Below are 18964 nucleotides of genomic sequence, written 5' to 3'. Positions count from 1 at the left end.
AGCGTCAAGGGCCGAGGTGGAGTGGGCCGCGGCCTGCTCGGCTGCAGAAGGGGGCGAGCGGCCGCTCGCAGGGAAGGTGCCGTGGGACGCTCGCGCGGCACCCGATTCAGGGGTGAGCTCACGAGGCGTCGTCAATTCACAGAGCAGGAGGTGAACATGAAAGGGGTAGCGAAGATATCCAGCCTCGCGAGAATCTGCGCGTGCGCGGCGTTGGCATGTGGGTTCGTCGGGCAGGCGGGCGCGCAGGGGCTCAGCGCGCAGAACGACGTGAACGCGCCGCAGAACAGTACGCGTCTGATGCCGCAGGCGGCGCGCGGCAGCGAGTATCCGACGCATGGCAACCAGCAGGCGGGCGAGCTGAATCTGAATCCGACCGATCCGCGTGCGCAACTGGTCAACGGCTTGCCGAACAACGCGAGCGCGGGCGGCTATGGCGCGCCGCTGGCGGGCGTGCGTATTTACGTGCAACCGCCCCAGCCGGCGAATTGAGACTGGCGAAGCAGGATCGGCAGACGAGGACTACGACGCTGAAGGCGGCAAGCTGAAGCGGTTGCGTGCCGCGCAGTCTTCGTCGACGCCCCGCGTTGATCACGCGCCGGACAAAAGTCGCAACGTATCGCTGCTCACAATCACCGATACGCCTATCGCGAGCAGGATCAGCGGCAGCAGCGCCGAGCCGTAGCGCCGGATCGGCGCGCCGAGCAACGGGTGGTCGACCAGCCATGCCGCGCCCGCGCACCAGAGCCCGATCATCACGACGAACACGAGCGAAACCAGCGCGTTCTCGGCGGGTGTACGACTCGCGTACAGCGGCACGTAGACGGCGAGGTTGTCCGAGCCGTTGGCGATGGCGACGCTCGCGACGGTCCAGCTCGATGAGCCGCGAACGGATGGCGGAGCGCTTGCGCGGCTGTCCTCGCTATCTTCGCTGGCGTTGCGCCGCGCGTGGCCGGGACCGAAGCGCTGCCAGGCCTTGTGCAGGCCCACGACGATCGGCAGCAAGCCGAGCAGGCCCACATAACCGGCCGGCAGGCGCGTGAGCAAGGCCGCGAGCACGAGCGCCGCGGCGACGAGGATCAAAGAGCCCGCGTACTGTCCCGCGACCACGCGGCGCCGCTCCACGCCCGTTTCGGTCAGAAAGCCGAGCAGCACGAACAGGTTGTCGATATTGGTCGCGGCGTAGGCGACGATCGCGAGCAGGACGAGGCTGAGCATGAAGAAGCCGAGATCGTTACCGGGAGTAGAGTCGTTTTGAATTCGCCGTGCAATGTGGGCAACCGGGCTGCCGGCTGCGCCATCGAGGACGCGGCCGGTCAACACGATGCCGATGCGCCGCGTCAAGGTCAAGCGGCAGGCGGCCGCGAAGTCGGGCGACGGGGTCGTAAGCTACAATGACCGAGGCCTGGAACAACGGAACATCGATGAAGATTCGCCTTCTCTCTATCGCCTGTGTCGCGAGCGCCGCGGCGCTGCTGGCGGCCTGCACGATCGGTACCCGCAATTCGAGCGCGTGCGAACAATTGATGCGCAGCAAGCTGGCCGAGGCGTCGTCGGGGATGTCGTCGGATACGCTGCGGGTCACGCATCGCGGGGCCGCGATTCGCGGCTCGCGCGTCGTGGTGGAGGGGACGATCGACCATCGGGTAAGCGCGTCCGAGGTGGCGGTCTCCGCGCCGCTCGCGGCATCGGCATCGCAAGCGGCGACGGACGTCAATGTGGCCGCGAAGCAGGCCGAGCCGAAGAGGGTCAGCACGCCGGCCGCCGCCGAGTGCACGTTCCACGGCGAAGAGCTGGACGTATTCCGCTGGCTCGCGCCGGCAAAGCTGGCCGCGCCGGCCGCGCAACCGGCCAGCACGGCGGGCTGAGTTCCCGTCCGCGTCTCGCGGCATCGCTGCGCATCCAACCCAATCAATCTCAGAACGCGTAATACGGCCCCTGGCCGGCCGACGTATTGCGGGCCGCAATCGCCGTGTAAATGCGTTTGCCGTAAAAGAACGGCAAGCCCCAGCCGAAGCCCTGACTCGAATTGCCGGCGAGATTGTCGAAAGCGTTGTTCGACGATGAGAACAGCGTGCTCGAATTGGCTATGTCGAATGACACCGTGCTCGACACGCCATCGATGCCGGTGATCGACGCGCTCGCCGACTGCGTCGAAGTCGGGCAGTACCAGAAGCCGCACAACGGGAACTGCGTCGAGTGGAAGAACAGGCCGTTCGAGCCGCTGTCGAGATAGCTCACCGCATAGGTCTGACCGCCCGAGTTCGTCGTCACGTAGCCGGTCGCGGCGTTCGCCTTCAGGACGTTCGGGCTCGTCAGCGTGTTGTTCGACTGGGTGCCGATGCCGAAGATCAACGAGCCCGACACGCTGGCCGCGCCCGCATCGGCGACGGCCGGCAGCTCGATCACGACGCCGTTGTTGTCGAGCGGGAAGCTGCTGACCGGGTTGGTCACCTGCTGTGCGAGCGGCTGCGCGGTTGCGGTGCAACCGCTCGTCGTGCAGCTGTAGTACCAGCGCGGCAATGCGGAGTTCGAGCAGCCGTTGCCGCAGTCGACCGGGAACAGGCCCACGCCGAGGATCCCGTTCGAGTGCAGGCTCGACACCGTCAGCAGCGACGCGCCGGCGTTCGCGCAGTCGGTGGGTGCGGCGGGCAGTGCACTGTCGGCGATTACCTGGATCGGAATCGATGACGCCTGTTGGCCAGCCATGCGTACGTCCGCGTTGCGGATCGAGCCCCACGCATAACCGCTGCCGAACACCGCGCATTCGGCGCTCACGCCGCCGCCCGCGGCGATGGTCGGCAGCGACAGGGTCGTCGGCAGCGCCGATGCGAGGATGCGCAGGCCGTTCGAGCCGGTGTCGACCTGGATGTCGTCGATTGTCGCGCAGTTGCTGGTGCCGGCCTGGCAGACGGTGACGCTCGTCGTCAGCATGTTGCGCGTATTGCCGGGCGATACGCCGACCGTGACCAACTGCACGTTGGGCGTGGTCGATTGCGGCACGTTCGCGCTCTGCGTCGTGTTCGACGCGCTCGTGGAACTGGCCGACGAGGTCGGCGCGGTCGCGGACGGCGTCGAGCCCGAGCCGGACGAGCTGGACGAGGAACTGCCGCCTCCGCCGCCGCAGCCGACGAGGGCCACGCAGACGATCAGAAGCAGGGCATGGAAACGCAAGGCGGATTTCATGGCGTGGCGATCCGTCGGGTGGAACTCAGGCGTGAAGGGGGCGCGAGCGACGCGTGCGGGGCGCACGCGTTACTGGATGTCGTCGGAGGTGACGCCGGCGGGCAAAGCCGCCGGCAGCCACGCGCGGCCGACGTAGCCGCGCATCGGTCCGCCGGACTCGACGATCACGTCGGCGCGCGTGACCCGCGACGAATGCAGATTGCCGCTGCCGGCCGCCGCCGCGGCGCCTGTCTTGTACGAGTCGCCGTATTTGCCGAGTAGCGCGTGCAGATCCGGCATCGTCGGGCCTTGCCACGCGTAGGCGACGATCAGGCCGGTGCTGGTCGCGTATTCGTTGATGGTCGTATTGCCAGCGTCGGTCCACGTGCGCTCGCGCAGTGCGCCATTGAGCAGCGTGCGCGGCGCGCTCGCGCCCGAAACCGCCTGGCTCGGCATCGTGCCGCCCAATTCGGCATGCGCGCCGAAGCTCGCGCAGCACGCGACGACGGCGATCGCCGAGGCGATCGCGGATGGATTGAGACAGGACTGGGACATGAGGCCTTCCTCGTTTGGCGCCGGATTTTTTATTGAGATAACTCGATTAACCTGGCGCCGGTTTTTTCTGGTCTTTGCACATCGCGGCGGACAGGACCGCGCGCCATGTTTAAAAACAAGCCGCATGCAGACCGGAAGCCCTTATTCGGCGGGCCTCCGGCAAAGACTTGGGAATACTCCCAATGTCAACTCGAAAGTGTTATTGAGTGTTAAATTTACCTCATAAGAAGGCAAATATCATGACGGGCGCGGACTTTTTTCCCGTGGTCGCTTCGTAGCCGTGGCATGCGGCGATTCGCGGGCAAACCCCAGTTTTTGCACAGGCCTCGCCGGGACCGGTAAAATGTTGGGTTGATCCACGGAAACTTGCCGTGGCGTAGCGGAAGGATTCCCCGAACATGACTGATTTTCGTCTCACCAAGCGGTTCGCAGTAATGCTCATGGCAGGCGGGCTGGTCGCCGGCTGCGGCACCTCGTCGCCGACCAAAATCGACTATAGGAGCGACTCCCGTTCGAAGCAGGTATCGCTTGCCGTACCGCCGAACATGATCGACGAGACGGCCGATCAGCGTTCGCTGCCGCCGCAGGGCGGCGAAACCTCGCTGTCCACGCTGAAACACGTGCAGGCACAGGCGCCGGCCGGCGACGCGGTCGCGGTCGTGCCGCCCGTCCAGGGCATCCACATCCAGCGCGACGGCACCGAGAGCTGGCTCGTGATCGACAATAAAACGCCCGATCAGGCCTGGCCGCAAATCCGCCGCTTCTGGCAGGAGCAGGGCTTCCTGCTCGTCGTCGACCAGCGCGACAAGGGCGTGATGGAAACCGACTGGAACGAAACCCACGCGCAGATCAACGACGGCTTTATCCGCAACACGCTGTCGAAGGCCATGGGCAACAGCTACGTGAGTTCGGAGCGCAACAAGTTCCGCACGCGTCTCGAAGCGGCGCCGAAGGGCGGCACCTATGTGTTCGTCAGCCAGAAAGGCATGCGTGAGGCGATCACCGGTACGAACAACGAGTCGACCCAGTGGCAACCCAAGCCGAACGACCCGGCGCTCGAGCAGGAATATCTGAAGCGCCTGATGGCCTCGCTCGCGCGGGCCGATTCGGGTAGCAACGCGGGTGGCACACAGAACGCCGAGCTGTCGCCCGCGGGCACGCAGATCGCGCCGAACGCGGCGACGGCGGGTGCGAAGTCGGCGACGGCCGCCGTTGTCGCGCAGAACGTCGCGCTCGCGGCGCAACCGCCTATGCCGGACGCGGATTCGGCCAACAACACGTCGGCGCAGCTTTCATCGACCGAACTCACGCTCGCCGAGCCGTATGACCGCGCGTGGCTGCGCGTGGGCCTCGCGCTCGATCGCAGCAATTTCACGGTCGACGATCGCGACCTGAGCCGCGGCCTCTATTTCGTGCGCTACGTCGATCCGAAGGATATGTCGTCGGCCGAGCAGGGCTTCTGGAGCCAGGTCTTCCACGGCAAGAAGGAGAAGGTCGCCAGGCAGTATCGCGTGAACGTGCGCGCGGTGACGCCGAACCAGACCCGCGTGGCCGTGGTCGACGACAAGGGTCAGCTCGACGAAAGCTCGCAGGCCAAGCAGATCATGAGCCTGATGGCCGACCAGCTGCACTGATACGAGAGCCTTGCGGCCGACGCCGCCGGTTCGACGAAACCGCCCGGAGAAATCCGGGCGGTTTTTTTTGACTATGCATTTGACGCGCGAAGGGCGCGCGCGTGAGCCGATGTAACGTGACCGGATCGGCAAGCCGCGACCCGGCGCGGTTGCCGATTGACTCCGTGCGCTCAGGTATCCGCGCGCCGCGTCCCCATCCACGGCAAGCGCTTGACTACGCCGGTCGCCAACGCGGTGCCGACCAGAATCACCGCGCACCCTTCAAGCATGCCGGGCGACACCGTCTCGCCGAGAAACAACGCGCCCCACAGAATGCCGAAGATCGGAATCACGAAGGTCACGGTGATCGCGCGCGTCGGCCCGGCGACCGCGATCAGATGGAAGAAAAGCATGTACGCGATGCCGGTACAGGCGACGCCGAGCGCGATCACCGCGCCCCACGCGCGCAGCGAGATCGGCGCGGCGGGCCAGTAGATGACCGCGAGCGGCAGCAGCACGATCGTCGCGCCGATCATCGTGCCGGTCGCGACGGTCAGCGCGTCGACACCAGTCAGGTGACGCTTCGTGTAGTTGGCGGCGATGCCGTAGAGCAGCGTCGCGCCGAGCGCGGCGCCGGCCGCGAGCGCGACGCTCAGCGGCGAGGCGGCCGAGCCGGCCGGCGCCGCGATCTGATCCCACACGAGCATCAGCACGCCGAGAAAGCCGACCACGAGACCGAGCGTGCGCAGTACGCTGAGCCGGTCGCGCAGCCACAGGAAGCCGACCAGCGCGCCCCACAGCGGCGCGCACGCATTGATCACCGACGTGACGCCCGCCGACAGCGTCAGCTCGGCATACGCGAACAGGCAGAATGGTGCCGCCGAATTGAGGATACCGACCACGAGCAGCGGCACTGCGCGCGTGCGCAACACGGTGGCGGACTGTTGCAGCGGCCGTCGCGCGATCAGCACGATCGCGAGAAAGAGTGCGCCGATGCCGACGCGCAGCGCCATCAGCGGCGCGACGCCGAAGTCGGTCACGCCGACGCGGATGAACAGGAACGATGCGCCCCACAGGGCAGCGAGGATCAGCAGTTGCAGCAGGTTTCTGGTTTTCATTGGAATGGCGCCACGCGCAGTTGAGTCGGGACGCCAGCTCATCGTAACAGTGCGATCGCGCGAATCGTTTCAGTACAGGATGAAACGGCAAGATCCGGGAGACCGCCGCGTCCGGTGAGGTCGATGGTAAGCGCTGCGAGGGCGCGCGCCAAACGAGCAATTCTCACCGATATGTGAGAAAAATTGCGATCAGGCGGAACGGCAGTGGGGAGGGATCGGAAACGGCGCCCGCGATGCGCGGGCGGCCGTCCGAAAAGATGTGAATTGCATTGCGCCGTTACTGGCGCGGCCTCAATGCGGAATCATCCATTGCAGGACGTTCTGCTGCGCCCAGACGAGCACGCCAAGCAGCACCGTCAGCAGAATCGAATGTTTGAAGGTCTTGGCGAACACGACGCCTTCCTTGCCCTTCAACTCGGTGGTCGCGACGCCGGTCGCGATGTTCTGCGGCGAGATCATCTTGCCCATCACGCCGCCCGACGAGTTGGTCGCCGCCATCAGCACCGGATTCAGATTGAGCTGGTTGGCCGCGACCACCTGCAGATTGCCGAACAGCGCATTGCCCGACGTATCGCTGCCCGACAGGAACACCGCCACCCAGCCGAGGAACGCCGACACGAGCGGAAACAGCGGCCCGACCGACGCAACGCCGAGACCGAGCGTGTAGGTGAGTCCCGAGTAGTTCATCAGGTAAGCGAGGCCGACGATCGTTGCCACGGTCAGGATCGCGATGCGCGTTTGCACCCACGTATCGGAGATCGCCTTGCCGAACTCGGCGGGCGAGAGCCGTACGACGAACGCCGTGATGAGCGCGGCGACGAGGATCGCGGTACCGGTCGCGAGCGGCTGGAAGTCCCAGATCGCGCCGTACGGCGTGTTGTAGAGCGTGATGAACACGGCCTTGTCGAGACCGGGCCACGACACCTTGATGTCGCCGATCGTGAAGATCCTCGCGATCGTCCAGATGATCACGACGACCGACACGATGATCCACGGATACCAGCCCTGTGCGCCGCCGATCTTGCCGCGCACCTCGCTGACGCGATCGACGTTGACCGCGAATTTCGGATCGACGGCGGGCTTCCAGACGCGCAGGAACGCAACGGTGAGGATCAGAGAAACCAGCGAAGACAGCACGTCGGTCAGGCTGTAGTTCACGAAGTTCGAGACGACGAACTGGGTCAGCGCGAAGCTCAGGCCCGAGACCAGCAGCACCGGCCAGATCCGCAGCATGTTGCGAAAACCCGCGTACACGCCGATCACATAGAAGGGCAGCAGGACCGCGAAGAAAGGCAATTGCCGCCCGACCATTTTCGCGAGCACGTCGGACGGCAGATGCGTGACCGCGCCGAGCACCGTGATCGGCACGCCGAGCGCGCCGAATGCGACTGGCGCGGTGTTGAAGATCAGCGTGAAGGTCAGCGCTTCGAGCGTCGGAAAGCCGAGCATGATCAGCAGCGAGCTCGTGATCGCGACCGGCGTGCCGAAACCCGAAATGCCCTCGAGCAGCGCGCCGAACGAAAAGCCGACCACGACGAGCACGATGCGCCGGTCGTTCGGCAGGTTGTCGATCATCCACAGGCGGAAGGCCTCGAAGCGTCCCGAGCGCTGCGCGATGTTGTACAGCAGGATCGCGGTGAACACGATCCACATCACTGGCCAGATCGCGAACACGACGCCAGCCGCGACCGAGTTGAACGCGAGCCCGACCGGAAACTGCCAGACGAAAATCGCCACGATCAAACCAATGATCAGTCCCGCGAGCGACGCTTGCCACGCGGGCCTGCGCGCCCAGCCGAGCAACGCGAGCACGACGATGATCGGCAGCGCGGCGACGATGAACGACGGAAAAAGCGAATTGCCAACCGGAGTGAGTAGTTGATGAAACATCACGTCTCCTTCGTTGTTGTGTAATTCGACGCGGGGGATTGCGCATGACGGCGCGTCGCTCTGACACGGCGGACGCTCGCAAGTGGCCTCGACAAAGCGGCGTCGCCCGATTTAAGCGGGTGCTGCATGAAACCTTCCAAGGATAGAGCGCCCTATCGGCGCGTCAAGCCGGGAAAGTACGGGCGGGGTATGCGCGGCGGAGGGCGATACGCGCGGAAAAACGACTCATGAAGAAGCGCGCGCGCCGGCAGTTGAAGTGCCGGCGCGTGCGCGCTCCGCGACGAAAGAGGACAGGTCAATGCGAGTGGCCGCCCCCATGACCGCCCCAATGGCCGCCCCAATGACCGCCCCAATAACCGCCAATGCCGATCGCAATCGACGGTCCGTAGTAGGCGGGGTAGCCGTAATAAGCGGGATAAGGATAAGCCGGCGGCGGATAGTAGGCGGGATAAACCGGCGGCGCCGCATACACGGGCGCGGGGACCGCATAACCGGGCGGCATGTCTTGCGGTGCGACCTGCATTTGCGCCTGGGCTTGAGGCGGCTGCTGTTGATCGGTCGCCGGCGCGGTTTGGTCGGCTGCGGTCGCGGGCGCGGTCGAATAGTACGACGGGTAATAGCCGGCGGGATAGTAGCCGGCGGGGTAATAGCAGCCTGCAAAAAAGAGACTCGAGGCGAGCACGCAAATCGCGGTGGCGGGCCGCGCGAACCTTGCGGAAAAACTGGATGAATCGCGTGGCGTCGAGAGGCGCACCACGCAAAGATGGGTGACGAAGCGGGACTTCATGGCGCGCTCCTCGATGAACCGATGCCGCCTTGCGCGACGTCGTTATGAGGAGCTTACGCTCTTGCCGCGGCAGCGCTGTGGCAAAACCGCAACCGCATATTTCAGTCTATTTCCACGCGCGTCGTCGGGACGAGGGCGCACCGCATCCGCCGCCCTCGGCAGTCCGGATCGTGGTTCGAAAAAATCGTTTGCTGTCCTGTATGAATCGTTAGACACGTCATCGGACGCAACGCTCACTTGCCGACCTGGTTACCGATGACGCCGCCTACCGCCGCGCCGCCCAGCGTCGACCAGCCATTGCCGCCGATCGCCGCGCCGGCCGCGCCGCCGACACCCGCGCCGATCGCGGTATCGCGTGTGCGTGGGGACATGTCGCCGCATGCCGCGAGACCCGCGACAAGTGAAAGGGCGGCTGCGACCGTACCAAGACGAGTACCGGGATGACGGATCGAATTCATGATGCTGACTCCGCTCGTTGTTGGAAACAGATGTTTCTTTCTCTCAGCACGCAACGTGCCTGCTCGATGCGGTGGAATAAAAAAGCCCGCCATGCCGGCGGGCTTCGATACTGCAGTGCTGGTTAGCGCGAATCGCGCAACCCGCTCATTGCCGTTGATAAATCTCCGCGCCTTGCTTCATGAACTCGATCGACTTTACTTCCATGCCTTTCTTCAGTGCTTCGTCGTCGGTGAGGCCTTGTTGCGCGGCGAACTCGCGTACGTCCTGGGTGATCTTCATCGAGCAGAAGTGCGGGCCGCACATCGAGCAGAAATGCGCGACCTTGGCCGAATCCTTCGGCAGCGTTTCGTCGTGGAATTCGCGCGCCTTGTCCGGGTCGAGACCGAGATTGAACTGGTCTTCCCAGCGGAATTCGAAGCGCGCCTTCGACAGCGCGTTGTCGCGCACCTGCGCACCCGGATGACCCTTCGCGAGATCGGCGGCATGCGCGGCGAGCTTGTACGTGATGATGCCGGTCTTCACGTCGTCCTTGTTCGGCAGACCGAGGTGTTCCTTCGGCGTCACGTAGCACAGCATCGCGGTGCCGAACCAGCCGATCATCGCGGCGCCAATGCCCGACGTGATGTGGTCGTAGCCCGGCGCGATGTCGGTGGTCAGCGGCCCGAGCGTGTAGAACGGCGCCTCGTCGCACCAGTCGAGCTGCAGGTCCATGTTTTCCTTGATCAGCTGCATCGGTACATGGCCCGGACCTTCGATCATCACCTGCACGTCGTGCTTCCACGCGATCTGCGTGAGTTCGCCGAGCGTCTTCAGCTCGCCCAGTTGCGCTTCGTCGTTCGCGTCGTAGATCGAGCCGGGACGCAGGCCGTCGCCGAGTGAGAAGGCCACGTCGTAGGCCTTCATGATTTCGCAGATCTCTTCGAAATGCTCGTACAGGAAGCTTTCCTTGTGATGCGCGAGACACCACTTCGCCATGATCGAGCCGCCGCGCGACACGATGCCGGTCATCCGGTTCGCCGTGAGCGGCACATATTGCAGACGCACGCCCGCGTGGATCGTGAAGTAGTCGACGCCTTGCTCGGCCTGCTCGATCAGCGTGTCGCGGAAGATTTCCCAGGTGAGGTCTTCAGCCTTGCCGTTGACCTTTTCGAGGGCCTGATAGATCGGCACCGTGCCGATCGGCACCGGGCTATTGCGGATGATCCATTCGCGCGTTTCATGAATGTGCTTGCCGGTCGACAGATCCATCACCGTGTCGCCGCCCCAGCGGATCGCCCACGTCATCTTGTCGACTTCCTCGCCGATCGACGATGTCACCGCCGAGTTGCCGATGTTCGCATTGACCTTCACGAGGAAGTTCCGGCCGATGATCATCGGCTCGCTTTCCGGGTGATTGATGTTGTTCGGGATGATCGCGCGGCCGCGCGCGATTTCCTCGCGCACGAATTCCGCGGTGATTTCGGTGAGGCCGTTCGGACCGAACGCGCTCGCGCCGAATGCCTGGCCGGGGTGCTGACGCCCCATCATCGCGGCGAGCTTCGCGCCGTTCGGGCCGCTCGTCTTCAGGGTCTCGAGGTATTCGGCACGGCGCTGGTTTTCGCGAATCGCGATGTATTCCATTTCCGGCGTGATGATGCCTTGCTTCGCGTAGTGCATCTGCGTCACGTTCCTGCCGGCGATCGCGCGGCGCGGCGTGCGATGCAGTCCCGGAAAACGCAGCTGCGCGGTGGCCGGATCGGCGGCGCGCTCGCGGCTGAAGCTGCTCGACAGACCGGTCAGCGGCTCGGTGTCGCCGCGCTCCTCGATCCACGCCTGGCGCAGCGCGGGTAGACCCGCGCGGATGTCGATCTCCGCGTCCGGGTCGGAGTAGGGGCCCGACGTGTCGTACACGTAGATCGGCGGATTCTTTTCGCCGCCGAAGCTGTCGGGCGTGTCGGCCTGCGAGATTTCGCGCATCGGCACGCGGATGTCGGGGCGCGAGCCGCTCACGTAGACCTTGCGCGAATTCGGCAACGGCGCGACGGCGGCCTCGTCCACGTGGGCTTCGGCGGAAATAAACTTCGGATTGGCGTTCATGCAAGTCTCCGTACAAAGTGGGGCGGCTAAGCAGGAGACCGAGATGGAAGTAGTCGGAAATCGCGGAGAGGTGAGGCCCTTGAGGCTGGAGCGAAATCCGTACGCTTCCCTGCGCTGGCATTATCCAGATCAGGTTCAAAGGGTATTTCTCACCCACGCAACACGGACCTCCAGCTCCGCGCTACGCAGGACCCCCGCGTTAGCAGCGCACACGATACACCGCCCGCCCGCGGTTTGGCAACCTGTCTGAATGATTCAAAAACTGGTCCGGATGAAACCAGACATCTCCTATGCTTGATTCGAGATCGCATCAGACAGGGCAACTTACAGCGAGGGAACGGCCGGCTTACAGTGAAAAATCGTCGGCGGCTTCAGGCTGATACAGGATTTTGTCGAGCTTGAGCACTTTCTGATCGCCGCTGGGTGGCGTGAAGCGGATGCTCTCGCCGCGGCGCGCGCCGAGCAGCGCGAGGCCAGCCGGCGAGAACACGTTCAGGCGCCCTTGCCCGAAATCGGCGTTGGGCGGATAGACGACGGTCCATGTCATCTGTTCGCCGCTCGCCGTGTCGATCAGCGTCGCTTGCGAGTTCATCGTGACGACGTCGGCGGGGATGTCGTGCGAGTCGACGATCACCGCGCGTTCGAGCACATCGTCGAGCATGTGCTGCAACTTGGCGTCGGCGGCCGCGTATTTCTCGAGGCGGGTCACGTCGAGTTCGGTCAGGTAGCAGGTTTTGATCTTCTTCATCATCAGGACTCCGGATAAGGCGGTCATGGAAGGCGGCGTGCAACGACCCATGGGGTGGTCGGCGGATGAGTGGACGAATGGGAGAGCCCGGTGCCCGGCGACGCGGCCCTGGGTATTGGCGGGCTGCGTCAGCGAGGGCGCCGGGCGGCGTGAAGCGGGACCGTTCGGGACGTCTCGCCGGGGCCGTGCGACGCGACGTCCGCGCGCGCGCACTCGCCTGCGCGGCATGGGCGCAAGCGGGCGAGAGCACGGAAAGTCGGACGACGCAGAGAAGTCACGGGCAAAACGACCAGGTGTTGGGGAAGAGCGATCGAGAGGTGCCGGGCGACAAAGCGTGAGGCCGCGCGGCAGCAGAGAGACGAAAGTTTGATGTTAGCACGCTGTCTCACGCAGCTCCGTTTGCGACGTCGCGCCCGTCGATTGACCGTTTTTGTGCGGTGCGAGAAGAAAGCGGTGAGGTCCGCATTGCGTTCAAGCCAGTCAGAGGATTGCCGTTAAACAAAGTGCAGCGAACGCCGCACTCCAGCGAAGCGATTCGCGGGATGGCGCGTGAATGGCGCGAGGCGACTCGCGCCGATTGACAAAGAGGTGCACATGAAAGCGGAAAGCAGGCGGTGGCGAACGTTCGGTCGCACAGTCGCGGTGGTGGCATTGCTTGCCGCGCCGCTGGCGGCGCCGGCGGCATCGACGGTGACGGGCGGCGTGATCCGGTTCGAGGGGATGATCGTTGCACCGCCGATGCAGATCAGCGTGGATACGGCGCCCCCTGGCGTCGCCGTCGGTAGCGCGAGCGTCGCGGGTCAGCGCTTCTCGCGCACGGTGACGTTCAGCGCGCCGCCGGGCGTCGTCAGCGGGGCCGATGTCGCGCTCGAAGTGAACGGCGGCACGCAGTCGCGCGATCTGGTGGCGGCGCGGTTCGTCGATGGCACCGGGCGCGTCGCGACGGCCCGCGACGGCCACTACGCGGTCGATCGCGCGGGCGGCGTGCTGTCGCTGAACGCGAAGCGCACCGATACGGATACGCGCGTGATGGTGGTGGTCAGTTACGACTGAGTCGCGGGCGAGCTTTGGCTGGCTCATCCCACGCCGGAAAAAAATTAAAAGAGGCTTGTCATAACCGGCCGCGCGGCTCGACAAACGTGCAGATTACGATCGGAGCACGTCATGTCGACCGCGCACAATCGCTCGATACTTCAGCGCTTTACGACTTTTTCGACGCCCGCCGTCGGCCTCGCGCTTTTTCTGCTGAGCGGTTCTGGCATCAGTGCGGCCGACGCGGCCGGGCCCCTATGCGCCACGCACAGCCCCGCGCACCGCGTCGCGCTCGTCGAGCTCTACAGCAGCGAGGGCTGCGATAGCTGCCCGCCCGCCGACCGCTGGCTCAGTCAATGGAAAGGCGACGGTGCCGCGCACGGCATCGTGCCGCTCGCGCTGCACGTCGACTACTGGAACAGCCTCGGCTGGACCGACCGCTTTTCCCAGCATCGCTTCACCGAACGTCAGCAAACGCTGACGCGTCTCGCGGGCGCGCACACGCTCTATACGCCGGAAGTGTTCGTCGCGGGCCGCGAGCTGCGCGACTGGTCGCAACGCGACAGTTTCGAGCGCCGCATCGACGAGCTCGTCGCCGAACCCGCCCAGGCGAGCGTCGCACTTGCGCTGAGCCCGCGTGCGCCCGGCGCGTTCGATGTCGATGCGCAGTTCAGCACGACGGCAGCCGCCGCCGCGGGTGCGTTGAGCGCCTATCTCGCGATCTATGAGAACGCGCTGACGACGCAGGTCGGCGCGGGCGAAAACCGCGGCGCGACGCTGCATCACGAGCGCGTCGTGCGCGCCTGGTTCGGGCCGGTGCCGCTCGTCTCCGGTCACGCGCGGATTCATCAGGACATCGATGTACACGCTGCGAGCGTCGATGCGCAAGCCGATCCGAGCGCCAACGCCGCCGACCGCTTCGGCGTGGTCGCGTTCGTCGAAAGCGACGCGAGCGGCGACGTGCTACAAGCGACCGACCTTCCCGCGTGCCGTTGATCGACCTCGCGCGCGCCGTACTCACTACCGCTGCTCGAGGAGAGCCCCATGTCCACACCCCACGCCTTGCGCCCCAGCGCACCCGCCGCGCCCACCGCGCCGAAGCGCGGCGTCATTCACCCGCTGTGGCTGCGCATCACGCATTGGCTGAATGCGCTCGCCGCGATCGTGATGATGCTGTCGGGCTGGCGCATCTACGACGCGTCGCCGATCTTTCCGGCGTTCACCTTCCCGACCGCGATCACGCTGGGCGGCTGGCTCGGCGGCGCTCTGCAATGGCACTTCGCGGCGATGTGGCTGCTGGTGTTCAACGGCCTCGTGTATGTCGCGCTGAATCTCGCGAGCGGGCGCTTCGTGCGCAAGTTCCTGCCGCTGACGCCGCGCGCGGTACTGCGCGATTTCGTCGCCGCGTTGCGCGGGAAGCTTTCGCATGGCGATCTGCGCGTCTACAACGCGGTGCAGAAATTCGCCTACCTTTTCGCGATCGCCGATCTGATCGTGCTCGTGCTATCGGGGCTCGCGATCTGGAAGTCGGTGCAGTTTCCGCTGCTGCGCGAACTGATGGGCGGCTACGACAACGCGCGCATCGTGCACTTCAGCGCGATGTCGCTGCTGGCCGCGTTTCTCGCCGTGCATCTGGCGATGGTCGCGCTCGTGCCGCGCTCGTTGCTCGCGATGTTGCGCGGACGTTGAGCCCGCGGCTACCCACGCGCATGCTCACGCTCATGAAAACCGCAACGCGAATTCCCTACGGATACCGAATCATGAACAAGCCGATCGAAAATCCAGCCGACCAAACCACGCAGCGTGTGAGCCACAAGCTCGACCGCGCATCGATCCTGCTCGATGCGAAGCGCGAACTGGCGATGCCGTCGCGACGCCTGTTCGGCAAGCAGCTCTTGACGCTCGGCGGCCTGTCGATGCTGACCGGCTGCTCGCTGACCGACGACGCTTCCGTGAACCGTTTTCTCACCGCCGTGTCGCGGCTGAACGATCGCGCGCAGGCCGCGCTGTTCGATCCGAAGCAGCTCGCGCCGACCTACACCGAAGCGCAGATCACGCGGCCGTTTCCATTCAACGCGTACTACGGCATCGACGAGGTGCCGCACGTCGACGGCTCAGATTATCAATTGAAGCTGAGCGGCCTCGTGACCGGCCAGCGCGTGTGGACGCTGCCCGAGCTGTACGCGCTGCCTCACGCGGAGCAGATCACGCGACATATCTGCGTCGAAGGCTGGAGCGCGATCGGCCGCTGGGGCGGCACGCCATTCGGCGATTTTCTGCGGCGCGTCGGCGCGGACACGACGGCGAAGTACGTCGGCTTCAAATGCGCGGACGACTACTTCGAAAGCATCGACATGCCGACCGCTTTGCATCCGCAAACGCTGCTGACGTTTTCCTACGACGGCGAACGGCTGCCCGCGAAATACGGCTACCCGATGAAGCTGCGCATGCCCACCAAGCTCGGCTACAAGAATCCGAAGCACATCGTCGAAATATTCGTCACCAACACGTATCCCGGCGGCTATTGGGTCGACCAGGGCTACAACTGGTTCGGAGGCTCCTGACGCATGCGGGCGCACGCGCGCTTGCGGCAGCGGCTTCGGAAGCACGCCGGCTCTCGCCGGCTTCGATTCATCCACCACCAAGGAGTCATCCCATGAAGAAGATTGCAGTTACCACGATCGCGTTGTTGATGCTGGCAAGCGGCGGCACGGCCTTCGCGCAGGCGAGCGGCGCGATGTCCAACGATGAGATGTCGAAGAATGCGATGTCGAAAGATTCGATGTCCAAAGACAGCATGTCGAAGGACGGCACGAAAAAGGACACGATGAAGCACGACTCGATGAAAAAGGGCGGCGACGCGATGAAGCACGAGGCGTCGGGCGCGATGGGCAACTGAGTCGGCGCCGAGCGTGCTTAGCGATCCTGCCGATGCGCGGCCGCGCATCGAAAGGATCCGACACTGACCGCAAGCCGGGGATGCGTCCCCGGCTTTTCTGTTGCGGGAAACCAAAAAGTTACGATTCTGTCGCGTGGCGTTCTCGGCGCTTACTGCATAATGCGGTGCGCGCCGCGGCTTTGCCAACCTTGCCGCCGCGCAGCGCGGCCGCGTTGCATCGCGTCGTTTTGACCGACGCGGCCGCCACCGCCGTTTCTGGCGCTTCCGGCGCCGCCCATCGTCTTACCGTTCCACCGACATGTCCGCCAGCCTCGCCCGTCCGACCGCATCGCCGATGCGGTGCCCGCCATCCCGCCCGAAAGGTATCGACGCAGGCTCGGCGCCTCGCGGGCATCGAGCGCATCGCGCGGGTCGAGTGGCGACGGCGGGCTGAAGCATGTCGCTGCAACGTTCAGCTTTTTCTCCGCGTGGCTGGCCGCCGCGCCTGCCGCAGTCGCGCAACGGGCGGATCGTGCTCGCGCTTGCCGTCGTTTATCTGGTGTGGGGCTCGACGTACCTCGGCGTGCACGTCGCGCTCGGCTCGTTCCCGCCGCTGCTGATGTCGGGCTTGCGCAACCTGTTCGCCGGCATCGGTCTGTTCGTGTTCGCCGCGCGCCGCAAGCCGATCTGGCCGAGCTTCGCCGAAATCCGCAACGCGGGCCTCGTCGGCACGATGCTGGTGGGTCTGTCGAGCGGCATGCTCGCCTACGGCATGCGCACGGTCGGCACCGGCACCGCGGCCGTGATGGTCGCGACCGTGCCGCTGTTCGCGACCGTGATCGCGGCCGTCGCCGGACGCAAGATCGGCCGCGGCGAATGGTTCGCGGTCGGGCTGGGGCTCGCCGGCATCGTGATTCTGAGTCACGGCGACAGCACGCCGGGCTCGACGGGCGGCAGTCTCGCGATTCTGTGCGGCGCACTGTTCTGGGCCGGCGGCGCGCATCTGGCCGGGCAGCTGAAGCTGCCGTCGGACCTGTTTCTGTCGACCTCGCTGCAGATCGGCCTCGGCGGCGCGATCTCGACGCTGGTCGCGTGGGCGTCGGGCGAGCGGATGCTCGAGCTGCATTTTCTGCCTCTCGCCGCGTTCCTGTATCTGATGTTGATTGGGACGATGGCGGCGTACGTCGCCTACGGTTATCTGATTCGCCACACGAGCCCGATCATCGCGAGCAGCTGCATGTATGTGAATCCGGTCGTCGCGGTCGCGCTGGGCGCGCTGCTGCTCGGCGAGCCGGTCACCCGCTCGACGGTAATCGCGACGATCGTGATTCTGATCAGCGTCGGCATGTCTTTCTGGTTCGATTACCGAAAGAAGCGCAGCGCCTGATAGCGGCGCGGTTCTCGTCGAACCGCGCGCCCGCTATCAAAGCCTTGCCGCCAGCTCCGCGCCCTCGCGGATCGCGCGCTTCGCATCGAGCTCGGTCGCGAGCTTCGCGCCGCCGATCACATGAAAACGCGGGCCGCCGCTGCCGTGGTTGCCGTCGACCGTCGACGGCAACAGCTCGCGCAACGACTCCTGCCCCGCGCACACGACGATCGTATCGACGTCGAGCCATGCGTCGGCACCGTCTCGCGCGATTCTGAGACCGCGCGCGCTGATCTCCCGATACTCGACGCCGCCGAACATTTGCACGCCGTTGCGCGCGAGCGTCGCGCGATGCACCCAGCCCGACGTCTTGCCGAGGTCCGCGCCGAGCTTGCCGGCCTTGCGCTGCAATAGCCAGATCTGCCGCACCGGTTGCGCGGCAACAGGCGGCTTCAGGCCGCCGCGCTCGCGCACCGCGAGGTCGACGCCCCATTCGTCGAGCCATGTATCGCGAGGCACCGGCAACGGCTCGCCCACGCGATGCAGCAGATACTCGCTGACGTCGAAGCCGATGCCGCCCGCGCCGATCACGGCGACGCGCGCGCCGACCGGCGCACCGCGCAGCACGTCGACATACGACAGCACGTTGGGCCCATCGATGCCGGCAATCGCCGGCCGCCGCGGCACGATGCCGGTCGCGACGTTGGCAAGACATGCAGGGACCGTGTAAGTGGGGGCCGCACGAACGATACACCGCGCGCCGGGGGGACGGCACGGCGATCCGCGAGGGTGGGTCGCCGTGCCGTTTCATCGCGTTCTGAAAACGCGTCGCGTCGAGTGCCAGCCAGCACGCGATCATTCACGAAAAGAAAGCCCGCCGCGGCATCCCGCGACGGGCTTTGCAAATCCTGCTGCCATGTGCCGGCTTATTTCGCCTTATCCGCCTCGTTCGTGATGGCGTGGCCGCCCTTCGAAATATCCTCGCCAGCGCCCGCCATCGTGTTGCAGCCGGTGACAAGCATGGCGGTTCCTGCGAGCACAAGCAAAGCGATCAGTCGAGTCATGAAACTTCTCCTTGTCGAGAATGCATCGGTTGATGTCGTCCGACCGGGGCCATGCCAGTCGATCAGGTCTCGATCCGGTTTCGAACCGGCCTGATTGCATGGTAAAAAAAGGGCGGGGGCGGCGCTGTCGGCCGTGCCGCGATTTTGTTGTAGGCGTGCTCCGGTGTTTGCGTCGGCGCACTCCTACAACGGCTTGGGGGCGCTGCGGCGAGCATC

Annotated in this window: 19 protein-coding genes, 1 pseudogene and 1 riboswitch; of the genes and pseudogenes, 9 read left to right on the top strand and 11 right to left on the bottom strand. The window is 65.2% G+C overall.

All coding sequences use genetic code 11. From position 1 onward, the window contains the following. Window positions 1-156 precede the first annotated feature (156 nt). Entirely contained in the window at window positions 157-489 is a 333-nt protein-coding gene (locus OKW28_RS29230) for a hypothetical protein (RefSeq protein ID WP_429450788.1), read from the top strand. A 99-nt stretch (window positions 490-588) separates the two neighbouring features. Here OKW28_RS29230 and OKW28_RS29225 read toward each other — a convergent pair whose 3' ends face one another. Then, window positions 589-1341 (bottom strand): cadmium resistance transporter, encoded by a 753-nt coding sequence (locus tag OKW28_RS29225; protein WP_429450787.1) that lies wholly within the window; start codon window positions 1339-1341, stop codon window positions 589-591. An 80-nt stretch (window positions 1342-1421) separates the two neighbouring features. On the opposite strand from OKW28_RS29225, the gene OKW28_RS29220 reads away from it, so the two are divergent. Then, window positions 1422-1865, top strand: coding sequence for a hypothetical protein (locus OKW28_RS29220; RefSeq protein WP_429450786.1), 444 nt, complete (start codon window positions 1422-1424; stop codon window positions 1863-1865). Window positions 1866-1914: 49 nt separating this feature from the next. Here OKW28_RS29220 and OKW28_RS29215 read toward each other — a convergent pair whose 3' ends face one another. Both OKW28_RS29215 and OKW28_RS29210 read right to left on the bottom strand, forming a co-directional pair. Further along, complete coding sequence (locus tag OKW28_RS29215; RefSeq protein WP_429450785.1) at window positions 1915-3183, bottom strand: DUF3443 domain-containing protein; 1269 nt, start codon at window positions 3181-3183, stop codon at window positions 1915-1917. A 69-nt stretch (window positions 3184-3252) separates the two neighbouring features. Beyond that, window positions 3253-3717, bottom strand: coding sequence for a DUF2844 domain-containing protein (locus OKW28_RS29210; RefSeq protein ID WP_018421123.1), 465 nt, complete (start codon window positions 3715-3717; stop codon window positions 3253-3255). Window positions 3718-4115: 398 nt separating this feature from the next. On the opposite strand from OKW28_RS29210, the gene bamC reads away from it, so the two are divergent. Next, entirely contained in the window at window positions 4116-5351 is a 1236-nt protein-coding gene (gene bamC, locus OKW28_RS29205; RefSeq protein ID WP_429450783.1) for an outer membrane protein assembly factor BamC, read from the top strand. A gap of 170 nt (window positions 5352-5521) precedes the next feature. On the opposite strand, the gene OKW28_RS29200 is transcribed toward bamC, so the two are convergent. The 6 genes from OKW28_RS29200 to OKW28_RS29175 all read right to left on the bottom strand — a co-directional run bounded on the left by OKW28_RS29200 (window position 5522) and on the right by OKW28_RS29175 (window position 12411). Next, entirely contained in the window at window positions 5522-6448 is a 927-nt protein-coding gene (locus OKW28_RS29200) for a DMT family transporter (protein ID WP_429450781.1), read from the bottom strand. 291 nt (window positions 6449-6739) lie between these two features. Beyond that, window positions 6740-8338, bottom strand: a complete 1599-nt coding sequence (locus OKW28_RS29195) for an L-lactate permease (protein WP_429450779.1) — start codon at window positions 8336-8338, stop codon at window positions 6740-6742. A gap of 295 nt (window positions 8339-8633) precedes the next feature. After that, window positions 8634-9125 (bottom strand): hypothetical protein, encoded by a 492-nt coding sequence (locus OKW28_RS29190; protein ID WP_429450778.1) that lies wholly within the window; start codon window positions 9123-9125, stop codon window positions 8634-8636. 233 nt (window positions 9126-9358) lie between these two features. Further along, window positions 9359-9583: a glycine zipper 2TM domain-containing protein gene (locus OKW28_RS29185; RefSeq protein ID WP_429450777.1), complete on the bottom strand. Its 225-nt coding sequence runs from the start codon at window positions 9581-9583 to the stop codon at window positions 9359-9361. A gap of 145 nt (window positions 9584-9728) precedes the next feature. After that, entirely contained in the window at window positions 9729-11660 is a 1932-nt protein-coding gene (thiC, locus tag OKW28_RS29180; RefSeq protein ID WP_429450776.1) for a phosphomethylpyrimidine synthase ThiC, read from the bottom strand. Between the two features lie 88 nt (window positions 11661-11748). Then, window positions 11749-11866: riboswitch (TPP riboswitch) on the bottom strand. Between the two features lie 140 nt (window positions 11867-12006). Then, window positions 12007-12411 carry a GreA/GreB family elongation factor gene (locus OKW28_RS29175; RefSeq protein WP_429450775.1) on the bottom strand — a complete coding sequence of 135 codons (405 nt, stop codon included), beginning with the start codon at window positions 12409-12411 and terminating at the stop codon, window positions 12007-12009. Window positions 12412-13002: 591 nt separating this feature from the next. Here OKW28_RS29175 and OKW28_RS29170 point away from each other — a divergent pair. The 6 genes from OKW28_RS29170 (at window position 13003) to OKW28_RS29145 (ending at window position 17705) form a co-directional block, all read left to right on the top strand. Continuing rightward, entirely contained in the window at window positions 13003-13461 is a 459-nt protein-coding gene (locus OKW28_RS29170; RefSeq protein WP_429450773.1) for a hypothetical protein, read from the top strand. Window positions 13462-13572: 111 nt separating this feature from the next. Continuing rightward, on the top strand, window positions 13573-14436 hold the full coding sequence (locus OKW28_RS29165) for a DUF1223 domain-containing protein (RefSeq protein WP_429450772.1): 864 nt from the start codon (window positions 13573-13575) through the stop codon (window positions 14434-14436). A 48-nt stretch (window positions 14437-14484) separates the two neighbouring features. Beyond that, entirely contained in the window at window positions 14485-15129 is a 645-nt protein-coding gene (locus OKW28_RS29160; protein ID WP_429450770.1) for a cytochrome b/b6 domain-containing protein, read from the top strand. 71 nt (window positions 15130-15200) lie between these two features. Beyond that, window positions 15201-16004: a molybdopterin-dependent oxidoreductase gene (locus OKW28_RS29155; protein ID WP_429450768.1), complete on the top strand. Its 804-nt coding sequence runs from the start codon at window positions 15201-15203 to the stop codon at window positions 16002-16004. A gap of 92 nt (window positions 16005-16096) precedes the next feature. After that, on the top strand, window positions 16097-16339 hold the full coding sequence (locus OKW28_RS29150) for a pentapeptide MXKDX repeat protein (RefSeq protein ID WP_184022049.1): 243 nt from the start codon (window positions 16097-16099) through the stop codon (window positions 16337-16339). Window positions 16340-16775: 436 nt separating this feature from the next. Continuing rightward, on the top strand, window positions 16776-17705 hold the full coding sequence (locus tag OKW28_RS29145) for an EamA family transporter (RefSeq protein WP_429450766.1): 930 nt from the start codon (window positions 16776-16778) through the stop codon (window positions 17703-17705). 36 nt (window positions 17706-17741) lie between these two features. Here the strand turns inward: OKW28_RS29145 and OKW28_RS29140 are convergent. Together OKW28_RS29140 and OKW28_RS29135 are read right to left on the bottom strand one after the other, a co-directional pair. Further along, window positions 17742-18386: pseudogene (locus OKW28_RS29140) on the bottom strand (FAD-dependent oxidoreductase); the annotation flags it as partial. A gap of 224 nt (window positions 18387-18610) precedes the next feature. Then, the gene (locus OKW28_RS29135) at window positions 18611-18748 is read right to left on the bottom strand and encodes an entericidin A/B family lipoprotein (RefSeq protein WP_018421109.1); all 138 of its coding nucleotides are present in this window, start codon (window positions 18746-18748) and stop codon (window positions 18611-18613) included. Window positions 18749-18964 lie beyond the last annotated feature (216 nt).

Origin of the sequence: Paraburkholderia sp. 40 (assembly GCF_050434105.1) — a bacterium.
GTDB classification, from domain to species: domain Bacteria; phylum Pseudomonadota; class Gammaproteobacteria; order Burkholderiales; family Burkholderiaceae; genus Paraburkholderia; species Paraburkholderia tuberum.
This window is presented reverse-complemented; position numbering and strand designations above follow the sequence as displayed.